This window comes from Chlorogloeopsis sp. ULAP02, from assembly GCF_038404745.2.
GTDB lineage: Bacteria > Cyanobacteriota > Cyanobacteriia > Cyanobacteriales > Nostocaceae > Chlorogloeopsis.
Genome location: NZ_JAYKTT020000052.1, coordinates 14,553 through 27,894, shown reverse-complemented (window position 1 = coordinate 27,894; position 13,342 = coordinate 14,553). Strand labels below are relative to the sequence as shown.

Below are 13,342 nucleotides of genomic sequence, written 5' to 3'. Positions count from 1 at the left end.
ATTAGCTTGACACGATTGACGCCAGATGTGAATACAATAGAAGATCGTGGTCAAAATAAATTGGAGATTTAAGCAATGTCCCGTCGCTGTCAACTAACTGGCAAAAAGGCAAATAATGCCTTTGCAATTTCCCACTCTCACCGCCGTACTAAGCGATTACAGCACGTAAACCTGCAAAGCAAGCGCGTCTGGTGGCCTGAAGGTAATCGTTGGGTGAGACTCAAGCTTTCTACTAAAGCTATTAAAACCCTGGAAACCAAAGGGTTGCAAGCAATGGCAAAAGAAGCTGGGATTAACCTTAATCACTTCTGAGCTTCTGCAAAAGAAACAAACTAAATACTTTCTTAAAGCCTCCCAAAATAGGGAGGTTTTTAATGCCAAAGATAAAAATTTTAACTAGTTGATATGTTTTTTTGACAAATGGGCATCCTAAAGCTATTCGGGTAATAACATCATTTAAATGGGAAAACAGCTATGTCTCGTAATCGCCAACGAGCCAAGGCATTTAAAAAACTTTACAAGTTCCACAAAAACATCAACCAGAAATACATCTCTGGAATTAAAAAACAAACTATTTGGCTACTGCGTAGTTTTTTTGCAAGTTGGAGACGAGGACGATCAGCAAATGCTGGTTTTGTTTTGCCAACAGTAGCAATGGTATCCCTGATTGTTGTACTCCTAACCGCGACAATTTTGTTTAGATCCTTTGAACGCTCCAAAAATGCAAGTAATGTACGAGTAAACACAGTTGTTCTTAATGCAGCCGCCCCAGCTCTTGATCGTGCTAGAGCTAAGTTAGATGCTCTGTTAGAAGATCCAACTCTACCACGAGGAACTCCCACTGATAATGCTTTATATGATGCTTTGAAAAAAAATAAGTATACGCTTGGCGATGAGACTCGTCTAAAACTTGCTTATGACATCGACGCTGACAACACCATCGAAACCAGTACTACATTAGAAGACGATGAAACAGTAAAATCTGCTTGGAAATATGCAGTTGATACAGATAATAACGGTAAAAAAGATACCTTTACTCTCTATGGTATCTACTTCCGCTCCCCTAGTAGAGACGCTAGCACAGGGCAGTTTAGTCGTAAAAGAAATCCGCTAGAAGCTAGAACTCCACCAATGGATGATGGTTCAACCAGTGCGGCGTGTAGAAATGCAGCGGGTTTTTCTACTTTGGTTGGTAACTCTAGTTGGTACAAGTTAAACAGTGGCAATTTGGGTAAAAGCTTCTTTGTTTACACCGTTAACATACCAATTACTAGCTTAGGTAGCCTGAGTTCGACAGATTACGAAGTGTATAAAGGAAACAAAGGTGTTGTCGCACTAGAATTTCAACAAGATCGTAGTCGTATTCCCTTACCTAACAATGCCGTTTGGTTTGAAAATGACCTAGAAGTGATTGTTGGTAGTACAGCGTTATTGTTGAATGGTAGAGTTCACACCAATAGCAATTTGCTTGTAGGTGTGCAAAATAATGGCGGTGATATTACCTTCCGGCAAGTCAGTAGCAAAACATCCTGTTTCTACAATCAAGAAAATGGTCAGATTACTGTTGGTGGTAATGTCGGCAATGGTAGTCTTTCTCAAGTTAATACTAGTACAAATGTCAACGTTGACCTATATCAAGGTTTTGGAAACAATATTTCCACTGATTACATTAACAATACCAACAAATCTACAAACCAGTCCGGTGGCTCCAACATCGGTTTTAACGATGCAGCATACAATCAACGCATTAATAGGATGAAAACAGATGCGTTTGGTTTGTGCACAGATTGCCAAACAGCAACTACTGGCGGCGCTCTAAAAACAGCTGTTAACGCTAGTGGCTATCCCAGCGTGGTTAAAACTAACGTTACAACCAAAGTCAATGATGCTGATGATGGCACAACGGCACAAAATATCCTGCTAGATGAAATAGAAATTTATCTACGAAACCGCACCCGTAGAGTGCCCTTTGCAGAAGTATCAGACCCAACGGGAGCAGGAGCGCTAACTGGATATACTACCACCATTACTGCCAACCTAGAACCTCAACAAGATTGGAGAGAGCCAATAAACTCCAGTAACCAGTTTATTGGTGCGACAAGTGTCACTCTAAGTACTTCTCAGTTAGAAGCAACATATCCAGTTACACAAAAGCAAGAAGGCGTTCAAACTAAAATAGGCGATCGCGTTTTTGTTGGTAACAATCTCCCTGCTTTATGGTTGCAAAATGGACAATATGTTGGCTCAGAAGCTAATCAATTAATTGTCGATAGTTCTAGTAATGCGGTTAACTGGACAAGACCAACTGGTTCGGATGCTAAACAAAGATGGCGTAACACTCAAATACAAGCTGTTACAGATTTGGGTATATCCAACCGTAATGGCTTTTGGGAAGAAAAGGCCGCAACAAATCCTATTAACGATTTAGACAGCGTAGGTGGTGTACGGATTGTTACAGGTGCAGGTATCTATGTTGATGGTTCTGGTAGTACCGTTGATACAACGAGTGGCCCATTTTACCCTCGCAATCCTAATTCTTTTTTACCTGCTCCTTCCACTACTGATAGCACCATTGTCTGGTCTGATACCATGCCAATGTCAAGCCCAGGAGATAATCGCAAAGGCGACCTGCTGATGCGTGCTACAGCTGTTTATCATTACAAAGTAGACTATGGCACTGACCAAGATCCAATCGCTTGTGTAAGTAGTTACTATAACCCTTCAACTTCAACTACAGCTAGAAACAAAGTCAACATTGATGGTGGGTATGGAATAGATACTACCAATGGTCGGTCAAATAATGGAGTTGTTTACGCTTACCCCGGAAGAGGTACATTTACAGCTAACAAAACTCTTCTGCAAAGACAAGCCAACTTGAAATTTCCTAACGGAGGTTGGGTGAATCAACCTCTCAAAGATGCCTTAGCCAAAATCAGTGGTACTACAGTACCTAGTACTGGTTTACAGCTAGTCGATTATTCAGCAATTGATACAGCACTTTGTGCAATTTCGATTTTGAATAATGAAACGACTTTCGCCACCACCCTTACTAACCTGCCTCCTCATAGCGCAATCAAAGAAGCAACTTTCCTAGATGGTAGAGAAGTCAGACAAATTAGTGTGCCAAGCACACCAACCAACTACGACCTAGATTTGGAACAACGGCAACCTTCAGAAATTCGGGTAACTGACATTGATTTGGGTCAGCTGGCCACTACCACAATCGCATCTAACGAATATTTATTGCCTTACAGTGGCATTATTTATGCCACTAGAGACGATGCATTGCGAGATGCAAGTGAAACATACACTGATGGAGACATTAGTAGCACAGCTAGATCAGAGCTACTCAGTCCAACTGATTTTAAACTAGATCCCACTCGTCGCCCAAATGGTATTCGTCTCATCAATGGAGCAACTTTAGCCAGAACAAGTACTAATACGTACAATGCCAAAGAAAAGGGGTTAATTCTAGTAACAAACTTGCCTGCTTACATCAAGGGTACATTCAATTTGCACCGCACTAGTACAACCAGTACCGCGGAAATTGAAGAATTTACAGAAACAGAACCAACGACTAACTTCTACAATCGCAGCACTGCTAATACCAACTTCGCCTGTCGTGCAGGAAGAACTGGCTGTCCTGCTACTGGAGGTGACTATTGGCGACCAGCAACAATTATTGCTGATTCCATGACTCTTTTGTCTGGCAATTTTAGAGAGGGTTTTCGTAATGAAGGCGACTACGACTTGAATAATAACACTGGCATTGCAGTTGAGCGTAACTTCAATCCTGGTAGTTTAACCTCCTCAATATTATCTACCCTAGATGCTAGAAGATTCAATCGTCTGAAAAATGGCTTCTGGGAAAACAACTTTGCTAATAGCACCAATTTGGCAATAGGCTCTTACACTCTAAACGGAGTGACACCCATTCAACGCAGGGTTAATGTTGCTGGGGAGTATTTAATGGAGGTGTGTGCAAAGTTGCCTGTCTCTTCTTGTGAGCCTGGTGACTGGTATGTCGACCCGTCAACCAATCTTAAAGCATCTGCTGCTATCAGTCAGACCTTCAATATTAGTACACATAAGGCGGGTACGACTGCTGTACTTGCTGCTCCAGAATATCGGAACTATGCCCGTCGGGTTGCCTTTAAACGTAATGCTTCTAACGAATTGGAGGAGCATGGAAGTAACAAATATGTTCCAATAGGAATAGATTCATCTGGAGTCATCCAAGAGTTTCGTTACGCTTCATCAGATTTACCCAGATCAGCAAACAATGCCCTCTGGTTTAGAACGTCGAATGACGCATCTGTAGCAAACTTAGGACAAGTAAGTTACGCAACTAACAACCGACTGTACTATTATCTTCCTATTGATGCTGATGGCAATGGAAGTCCAGATTTAGATGGTCAGCCGCTCTTAGTACCAGTCTTGCAGATTCATGACGCAAACAATAGTCCTCCAAACTTAAGGACGGACGCAGCAACAGTAGCAGCAGCAAATGATTTTAGAGGTATTTGGCTACAACAACCGAGCAATACTACATTTAATGCAACCTTTGTATTAGCGAATAGCCCCAGTAGAGCAACAGAAGTATCAGCAGGTTTGCAGAACTTTGTGCGATTCCTGGAAAACTGGAACAATGTAACAGCCAAAATCAAAGGTAGCTTTATTCAAATCAAGCGGAGCGCATTCTCCACAGCACCACTTGCACCCATTCTCACAGCCAGACAATCAATCACTGCCACTACTAGTGATAATCTCAGTCTTTTTGACTACTCACTGGACAATTACCCAACTCAAAATAGCAACGGTCTGTTACCTTACTACTCACCACCAAACAGAAACTGGGGTTTTGATGTTGGTTTGTTGTCAGAGCAACCTGATCTGTTTGCCCAAAGATTTACTGCACCGCCAACAGGTCGCCCGAATGAGTACTTTAGGGAAGTTGGTCGAGATGAAGCTTGGATAAAAACACTACTCTGTGCCGGACAACCATCAACAGGCACCAGTTACACAGATGCAGTTCCTAGTGAATACCGTCCAAGTAACTGTCCATCCATACCAAATGATTAAAAATTGAGTAAGTTGTCATGATTATGAAACAATTTAGCAACCAAAAGTTATGCGCTGCTAAAGCAGGTAAGAACATGGCGTCTTACCTACTAGCTAAGGAAGAAGGTTTCACAATCATTGAATCTTTAGTAGCGATAGTTGTACTTAGTATTTTGCTAGCAGCGATCGCCCCGGTTTTTGCCCTATCAGTAGCAACCCGTGTTCAAGCCAGGCGGGTGGAACTAGCAAGTCAAGCTGCAAGGTCATATATTGATGGAGTGCGGAGCCAGAAAATTTTACCTCCAGCAACCCCTGCTACTAGTACCGCGCTCACAGCAGTTGATGCTCCCATACCTACAGGTAGCTTCACCTGTACAGCAAATTCCTACTGCACAGCTTCATCTACCTCAACCACAGCAACAAATTTGTACTGCATAGATTTTGATGGTAGTGGTAGCTGTGAAATTACCAGTGTGACAGACATGGTTTTGCAGGTATTTCGATACCACCCAAGTAGCAATGTTGCTAATCAAGGGTATGCTCTGGGAGTAAGGGCTTACAGAGCTGATGCTTTTAAGGAAACTACAACTCTACTTAAAAGTAGTTCTTTACCCAATAACAAACAAGCTACTTTCACTGGAGGTATGGGTCAACGCAAAGCACCTTTAGTAGAAATGACAGCAGACATCAATGACATCGTACCTAAATATACTGACCTTTGTGCTCGTTTCCCTGGTGGTTGTAATTGAAGGTAGAGCATTATGCATTTATCAACAAAAGGAAAACCGCAGTTATGATTAACTTGCTGAAATTTATCCTGAGTACTCAATTCAAACGCTCCGGAATAAATAAGACAATTAGCGGCTTTACCTTAATTGAACTCCTGGTAGCAATGGTGCTAGCGGTACTGGTGATTACACCTTTAATGACATTCATGATTAATGTTCTAGACAGCGATCGTAAAGAACAAGCAAAAGCAAATTCTGCGCTAGAACTTCAAGCAGCACTAGATTATATTACTCGTGACTTACAACAGGCAATCTACATATACGACGCTGATGGATTAACCAGAAACCGAAATACTACGACCATTACTCTATCAGGAATTCAAGACCAAATACCACCAGTCAAATCTGCTCCTAACTGTAGTCCCATTAGCGTTAGCAATACGAGCGTTTGTACACCAGTGCTTGTTTTTTGGAAACGCGAGTTTATCGCTAATAGCGTGGGGATTAGCTCTAGTAGTCAAACAAGTACATCTCAAACAGATGATGGCTTTGCCTATTCGTTAGTGGCATACTATCTTATCACCAATCCCAATCAATCAAACTCCACCTGGTCTAGAGAAGCACGAATTGGCAGATTTCAGATTCGAGGTCAAGTAATCGCAGCCAACGCAAATACTGTAGGAACTACAAGTGATACTGGGTTTAATCCGCCACCACTAGATAAAAGTGGTGCTGCACTTAAAGAAAAGATGAATCAATGGCAAACTTCATTAACTGCATCAGACAGTTATACCCAACGAGTAGAAACTTTAGTTGATTATATTAGTACCACTGGCCCTGGGGTAACTTGTCCTACAGGAGCGCAAGGTATAGGTACTAATGGTTTTTATGCATGTGTCAATGCCACAAACATATTGGCACAAGTCTATATCAGAGGCAATGCATTAGCTCGGTTGCAAAATAATAACCTAGTATATGCTAATGACAGAAAAAATTATTTTCCAAGTGTGAACGCTCAGATTCAAGGACGTGGATTCTTATTTACTAAGTAAGCTCTACAAATCCTTTAGCTCATCAATCAAAAATTAGTATGTACAGAGCAGTTTTATTAATTTCAAAAAACGTTAATAATCAAAAAGTTGTACAAATATCAAAGCAGCGCAATCCAGTAATAAATCGCTATTTATCTAATTATGCTCAAAATGATGCTGGTTTTAGCATGATAGAAGTAGTGGTAGTATTCTTAATTATAGGGATATTATCAGCAATTATTGCTCCCAGCTGGCTTGCTTTTGTTAACCGACAGAAATTAAATAAAGCTAACGATGCCGCTTTAGCCGCACTACAACAAGCGCAAACAGAAGCTAAAAAGAAAAAACTCAGCTACAGTGTCAGCTTTCAAAAAAATACTACAACTCAATCTGTTGAGGTTGCTATCTATCCCACTAAAAGAGGTGATGGTTCTAATTTACCTACTAATCAAATCAATACATGGCAACCATTAGGAACAGGTTTGGGAATCGATTCAAAGCAACTGCTATTGGGTACAAATCTCAATGGTGAAAATACAGCTGGTTCTTCTGTGTCTTACACAAGCACACCTAAAATTACCTTTGACTATATGGGAAGCATACCAAATGCCAATTTTGGTTCTATACCCACAGGTGCAACAGAACCACCCGGTTTAAAAATTTTGTTTACTTCCCCTATAGGAAACTCTACATCTCCTAATAATGTGAAAAGATGCGTTATTATAAAAACACTGTTAGGAACAATGATAACAGCAAAAGATGGGCAATGTAATTAAAATAATTGTTGTAAATTATTTCAAAAATCCATAAAAATACGGTACATGAGATTGTACAAAAAGTAGCAAAATAGAGATATTAGAAACAGTTGTTTATTTACTTTGTTCTAACAACTAATGTAATAACTAGCAATAGCTTGCTAGTTATATTATTTTCATTGGCCCTAAATCAAATAATCTCAGATAGAGTAATGATAAATAACCTTGATTTTACTGTAGCTATTCCTACCTATAACGGTGAGCATCGATTACCAGAATTACTAGAAAAGCTAAGGCAGCAAATCAACATCGAAAACTTAAATTGGGAAATTATTGTTGTTGACAATAACAGCACAGATAATACAGCAAAAGTTATTCAATCATATCAACAAAATTGGCAATTTTCTCATTCATTAAAATACTGTTTTGAAGCAAAACAGGGAGCTGGATACGCGAGGAAAAAGGCAGTTGCAGAAGCTAAAGGTAAGTTAATAGGTTTTTTGGATGATGATAATTATCCGAATGAAAACTGGGTAGCTGCTGCTTATAGTTTTGCTCAACAACATCCCCAAGCAGGGGCTTATGGTAGCCAGATTCATCCTGATTGGGAAGTAGAACCACCAGAAAACTTTCAAAGAATTGCCTCCTTCTTGGCAATAACAGAACGAGGGGACTTACCTCTTCTATATGAAGCCAAGAAAAAATTGCTACCTCCTTCTGCTGGATTAGTTGTCCGCAAACAAGCTTGGTTGGACAATGTACCAAACAAACCTATATTAACCGGTAGAGTGATTGGCAATATGCTGACGAGTGAAGACTTGGAAGTTTTGTCTTACATTCAAAAAGCTGGTTGGGAAATTTGGTATAACCCAGATATGGAAATTTATCATAAAATACCTAGTTTTCGTTTAAAAAAAGAATATTTATTACCTTTTTTTAAAGGAATAGGACTTAGTCGGTATGTTACTCGAATGGTTAATGTCAAAGATTGGAATAAACCATTGATATTTTTAATTTATATATTGAATGATTTGCGTAAAATTATTTTACATTTCCTTAAATATCGCACAAAATTGCAAAGCGATTTAGTAGTTGCTTGTGAAATGCAACTTTTTATAAGTAGTTTTATTAGTCCATTTCATCTTTGGAAAAATGGATATTTAAAAATTAAAAGATAGATTAAATACTATGTATTAATATATATTTGTATTTATGGAATCATGAATAAATTAACAATAAATAATTTACATTTTTTAGACTTTACTGTTGCTATCCCTACCTTTAATGGTGCAAACAGGTTGCCAGCAGTTTTAGATAAATTATTAGAACAAACAAACTTGGAAGAAATTAATTGGGAAATTATCATTATTGATAATAATAGTTCAGATAACACAGTTGAGTTAATAAAAAACTACCAAACAAACTTCATTAATATTTGTCCCTTAAAGTACTACCATGAAAAACAGCAGGGAATAGCTTTTGCAAGAATGCGAGCTGTAAGTGAAGCCAAAGGTGAGTTTATTGCATTTTTAGATGATGATAACCTACCAAAGCATGATTGGATTTGGCAATCTTACATGTTTGGTAAAAAGCATTCTAAAGCTGGTGCATGGAGTGGTCAAATTCACGGTAATTTTGAAGTAAATCCTCCAGAAAATTTTCAAAGTATTCAAGCTTTTCTAGCTATTAGAGAACATGGTTCGCAACCATATTTGTTTGATGCTGGTAATTTAAGACTTCCTCCTGGCGCAGCCCTAGTTGTCCGTAAACAAGTTTGGTGTGCAAGCATGCCAAAGCAATTAGCTTTTAAGGGTAGATTAGGTAAATTTATGCTTGCTGGTGATGATACAGAAGCACTTTTGTATATATATAAAGCTGGTTGGGAAATTTGGTATAACCCTGCAATGCATGTTTATCATCAAATTCCCCAGTGGCGGCTAGAAAAAGATTATTTAATAAGATTGGCCCGTGGCTGTGGTTTGTGTATTTTTCAGCTACGCTTAATTAATGCCAAAAAATGGCAAATACCAATTATTTTAGTGAAAACTGTTTTAGGTAATCTAAGCCGACTATTACATCATTTGTTTAAATATAAGGGTCAATTAAAATTTAATTTAGTAAGACTTTTTGAAATGGAGTTTTACTTGGCGAGTATGATGAGTCCTTTGTTAGGATTAAAGATATTCTTTAAAAATAAAATTCAAGCTTTCAAAGTTTTTAATTATGAATAAAATTTCTCAATCTATGCCTATTATTTCTGTTATTATACCAACCTATAATAGTGAAAAAACTATTAAATATACTATTGAGTCTGTTTTACATCAAACTTTTACTAATTTTGAGATAATCATAATTAATGATGGGTCTCAAGATTCAACACTAGATATTATTTCACAAATTAATGATGCACGAATTAAAGTTTTTTCTTTTGATAATGCTGGTGCCAATGTTAGTCGTAATCGTGGTTTAAAACTCGCATGTGGAGAATTTGTAAGTTTTTTAGATTCTGATGATTTGTGGACATCTAATAAGCTTGAACAGCAGTTAGAAGCTTTACAACAAAACTATGGAGCAGTAGTTGCTTATAGCTGGACTGATTATATTAATGAAAAAGGAGAATTTTTACTTTCAGGCACTCATATTGCTGTCAATGGAGATGTATATGAACAGTTACTAGTAACTAATTTTTTTGAAAATGGCTCTAATCCTCTAATTAAAAAATACGCTTTGATTGAATTAGGTGGCTTTGATGAATGCCTAGAAGCTGGACAAGATTGGGATATGTGGCTGCGTTTAGCAGCTAAATATCATTTTGTAGCTGTACCATCCGTACAAATTTTATATAGAATAAGTCCTAATTCACTTTCTTCCAATCTGATAAGACAAGAAAAAGTGAGCTTGCAAGTACTTGAAAAATCGTATAAACAAAGACCAGCAACCTTTCAAGATACTTGGAACAAGAGCCTTGCAAATATCTATAAATATCTACTCTGCAAATCTCTACAACCACCTTTGAATCGACAAAAAGCTTTTTTAGGTGCTAAATTTCTATGGAAGTTTTTTATAAACGATCAATATCGTTTCCAACGTAATAGCTTCAATTTAAGAATATTAATGAAAATTGTGATGATTATTCTCCTTCCTCCTAATTTTATAGAAGCATTTTTAACAAGTATAAATAATAATAGATAATCAACTTTAATCTATATATTAAATATTAAGGAGTTTGAAAAAGATTAAGACAATAAATATTTAGGCATATTTATCGTGTATAAGAAACAGGTGAACCAACATTTAGTTAAGATTTCATCTAGCAGTGGCTTTACATTGTTAGAAATGCTGGTAGTAACCGTTGTAATTAGTATATTATGTGTGATCGCTACACCCAGTTGGCTGAGTTTCATGCACACTCGCCGTCTCAATGTTGCTCAAAACGAAGTTTACCGCGCCATGCGCCAAGCCCAAAGCGAAGCCAAAAAGGAAAAATTGACTTGGCAAGCTAGTTTTCGCAACAATAACGGTATTGTTCAATGGGCTGTTCATCCTGCAAGCGTCAGCCCAGCCAATGCTAACTGGAATAATTTAGATTCTAATATTCGCTTAGATGGAGAAACGACATTACAACAGTCTGGTGGGGTGAGGCGAATTCGATTTGACTATATGGGTAGTGTTGATCAACCACCTCTGGGTAGGATAACTCTGTCTAGTCAACATGGTGGCAAAGCTAAACGCTGTGTTTTTGTCTCTACAATTTTAGGAGCAATGCGAACTGCTAAGGAACAAGCTCAACCCGATCAAAATGGCAAATATTGCTATTAAGATATTGTTGGCTAATTCAAACAAGGTATTGCGTGCTGCATCTACCAGAAATCGCTAAACAGCATTTGATTATTTTTACTCGCTATCCAGAGCCAGGTAAAACCAAAACTCGATTAATACCTGCTTTAGGAAATGAAGGCGCTGCCCATCTTCACCGCCAGATGACAGAATATACCTTGTTGCAGGTTAAAGAATTACAAAAGGTGATTCCTATGTCGTTAGAAGTACGATTTGCAGGGGGGAATTCCGAATTAATGCAAGATTGGTTAGGAAGTGGTTTGGTTTATCAATCTCAAGGTGAAGGAGATTTAGGGAAACGGATGGAGCGATCGCTTGTCAATGCTTTTCAAACAGGAGCAGAATCAGTCGTGATCATAGGCACGGATTGTCCCAGTGCTAATACTAATATTCTTGCACAAGCTTTTGCAGAACTACAGCAACATAATCTCGTACTTGGCCCAGCAATAGATGGTGGCTATTATTTAATTGGTTTGCAGTATCCAATTCCAGAATTGTTTACCGACACAGACTGGGGAACAGATAGAGTATTCCAGCAAACCGTGGATATTGCTCACCAACTAAATTTATCAGTATTCTACTTACCTACCTTAGCTGATGTTGACCGCCCAGAGGATATATCGATTTGGGAAAATATCTTGCAAACTAGTAAAGATAAAAAAATTAAGTAAAAGACAGAGGCAATCTCTATAGAACAAGTTTGATAGCCAGGTATGAAAAACCTTGCCCCGGCTACGCTACCCCTCTGTTTCCCAAGCACAGAGGCAAGGGATAAAGTGACTTTCACATCAGAGGGCGCGAGGGAAATACACCCTTCTCCTTGTATATTTACCACTGTCATTGCTTACAAGTTCTAACATGAGGATTCTCCGGAAGACACTAGAAAATGTAAATGCTACGGTGGTGTATTGACAAAGTAAGGAAAAATTTTTTACTTGCTACTATCAAGGAATACTCCGTTTTTTCAACAATTAGGTTCGTTACAGGGAACAATATTGCATTGAATTTGACATAGAATATTCAATCACTCTTATCAACTGCGAGATGATGATTATGAATAACCGTTTAGCTGCCATCATCGCTGCCCGTACGTTAAAGGTAGCCGGAATAATCTTAATTTTGTCCTTTTTACTTGATGTTTTAATTCTGTTGTTTCCCTTTCAACCAACCGATCGCACTTGGCAAATCGATTTGGCAACAGCGTTAGTAGATCGGGGCATTGTACCAATGGTAGGCTTGGGTTTGCTATTTGCTGGCTATTGGGCTGATAGTACTGATGATGGACGTTCGTCGGGTGTAGACTTGAGATTTCCAGCGTTAATATTATCAAGTATCTTAGGCTTGATATTTTTGCTAATTTTTCCCTTGCATTTAAATAATGTACGTCAAGTTAGCGATCAAAGAGTTGAACAAATCAATCAAGAAGCAGAACAAGCAGAAACTCAACTGAAAAATCAGCTATCACAGGTGCAAGCTCAATTAAGTAATGAACAAGTAAAAGCTGAGTTAGAAAAACAAAAAAATCAAGTTAGAACTCAATTTGCCGAACTGCTGAAAGATGAACAAAAATATCAACAAGCACTTAATAATCCCAATCTTCCCGCAGCTCAAAAAGAATTACTCAAGAAGTTTAAAGCCAATCCCCAAGAGCTAGACAAGTTTCTTGCTCAACAAAGCGATCCGCAGCAAGCTGCAACTCAACAACTCAATCGAATTCGTCAAAGTAAAGAAGAAGCCGAAAAACAAGCCAAACAGAGAGCTTGGAAGTCTGGATTGCGAATTGGGATGAATAGTTTATTACTGTCTATCGGATACATTATTCTTGGCTGGACAGGATTAAGAAGTATGAATACTGGCAAAGCTGGTGTACCTAAAACTAGCATACGCTAATTCATTAACTACTTTAGGGCAGTAAGAGATTTCTTTACTG

At 38.4% G+C, this 13,342-nt stretch carries 11 protein-coding genes; all 11 read left to right on the top strand.

Annotated features, from left to right (window positions below):
* The first annotated feature begins 75 nt into the window (after nt 1-75).
* The 11 genes from rpmB (at nt 76) to U2718_RS18065 (ending at nt 13,302) form a co-directional block, all read left to right on the top strand.
* Nucleotides 76-312: a 50S ribosomal protein L28 gene (gene rpmB / locus U2718_RS18115; protein WP_342001939.1), complete on the top strand. Its 237-nt coding sequence runs from the start codon at nt 76-78 to the stop codon at nt 310-312.
* Nucleotides 313-474: 162 nt separating this feature from the next.
* The gene (hpsA, locus tag U2718_RS18110) at nt 475-5,082 is read left to right on the top strand and encodes a hormogonium polysaccharide biosynthesis protein HpsA (protein ID WP_342001937.1); all 4,608 of its coding nucleotides are present in this window, start codon (nt 475-477) and stop codon (nt 5,080-5,082) included.
* 17 nt (nt 5,083-5,099) lie between these two features.
* Nucleotides 5,100-5,810: a hormogonium polysaccharide secretion pseudopilin HpsB gene (hpsB, locus tag U2718_RS18105; protein WP_342001936.1), complete on the top strand. Its 711-nt coding sequence runs from the start codon at nt 5,100-5,102 to the stop codon at nt 5,808-5,810.
* A gap of 44 nt (nt 5,811-5,854) precedes the next feature.
* Nucleotides 5,855-6,841 (top strand): hormogonium polysaccharide secretion pseudopilin HpsC, encoded by a 987-nt coding sequence (hpsC, locus tag U2718_RS18100; RefSeq protein WP_342001934.1) that lies wholly within the window; start codon nt 5,855-5,857, stop codon nt 6,839-6,841.
* 38 nt (nt 6,842-6,879) lie between these two features.
* Complete coding sequence (locus tag U2718_RS18095) at nt 6,880-7,596, top strand: type II secretion system protein (protein WP_342001932.1); 717 nt, start codon at nt 6,880-6,882, stop codon at nt 7,594-7,596.
* Between the two features lie 191 nt (nt 7,597-7,787).
* Complete coding sequence (gene hpsE / locus U2718_RS18090; RefSeq protein WP_342001948.1) at nt 7,788-8,753, top strand: hormogonium polysaccharide biosynthesis glycosyltransferase HpsE; 966 nt, start codon at nt 7,788-7,790, stop codon at nt 8,751-8,753.
* Between the two features lie 42 nt (nt 8,754-8,795).
* Nucleotides 8,796-9,806: a hormogonium polysaccharide biosynthesis glycosyltransferase HpsE gene (hpsE, locus tag U2718_RS18085; RefSeq protein ID WP_342001930.1), complete on the top strand. Its 1,011-nt coding sequence runs from the start codon at nt 8,796-8,798 to the stop codon at nt 9,804-9,806.
* Nucleotides 9,799-10,767 (top strand): glycosyltransferase, encoded by a 969-nt coding sequence (locus U2718_RS18080; protein WP_342001928.1) that lies wholly within the window; start codon nt 9,799-9,801, stop codon nt 10,765-10,767. Before hpsE (U2718_RS18085) ends, U2718_RS18080 begins: the two co-directional genes overlap by 8 nt.
* Nucleotides 10,768-10,857: 90 nt before the next feature.
* The gene (locus U2718_RS18075; protein WP_342001926.1) at nt 10,858-11,394 is read left to right on the top strand and encodes a type II secretion system protein; all 537 of its coding nucleotides are present in this window, start codon (nt 10,858-10,860) and stop codon (nt 11,392-11,394) included.
* Nucleotides 11,395-11,426: 32 nt separating this feature from the next.
* Nucleotides 11,427-12,083, top strand: coding sequence for a TIGR04282 family arsenosugar biosynthesis glycosyltransferase (locus U2718_RS18070; RefSeq protein WP_342001925.1), 657 nt, complete (start codon nt 11,427-11,429; stop codon nt 12,081-12,083).
* Between the two features lie 382 nt (nt 12,084-12,465).
* Complete coding sequence (locus tag U2718_RS18065; protein WP_342001923.1) at nt 12,466-13,302, top strand: HpsJ family protein; 837 nt, start codon at nt 12,466-12,468, stop codon at nt 13,300-13,302.
* The last annotated feature ends 40 nt before the right edge of the window (nt 13,303-13,342 follow it).

Coding starts and splice junctions, on each gene's coding strand:
- rpmB (WP_342001939.1), top strand. CDS start 76: ATGTCCCGTCGCTGTCAACTAACTGGCAAAAAGGCAAATAATGCCTTT.
- hpsA (WP_342001937.1), top strand. CDS start 475: ATGTCTCGTAATCGCCAACGAGCCAAGGCATTTAAAAAACTTTACAAG.
- hpsB (WP_342001936.1), top strand. CDS start 5,100: ATGATTATGAAACAATTTAGCAACCAAAAGTTATGCGCTGCTAAAGCA.
- hpsC (WP_342001934.1), top strand. CDS start 5,855: ATGATTAACTTGCTGAAATTTATCCTGAGTACTCAATTCAAACGCTCC.
- U2718_RS18095 (WP_342001932.1), top strand. CDS start 6,880: ATGTACAGAGCAGTTTTATTAATTTCAAAAAACGTTAATAATCAAAAA.
- hpsE (WP_342001948.1), top strand. CDS start 7,788: ATGATAAATAACCTTGATTTTACTGTAGCTATTCCTACCTATAACGGT.
- hpsE (WP_342001930.1), top strand. CDS start 8,796: ATGAATAAATTAACAATAAATAATTTACATTTTTTAGACTTTACTGTT.
- U2718_RS18080 (WP_342001928.1), top strand. CDS start 9,799: ATGAATAAAATTTCTCAATCTATGCCTATTATTTCTGTTATTATACCA.
- U2718_RS18065 (WP_342001923.1), top strand. CDS start 12,466: ATGAATAACCGTTTAGCTGCCATCATCGCTGCCCGTACGTTAAAGGTA.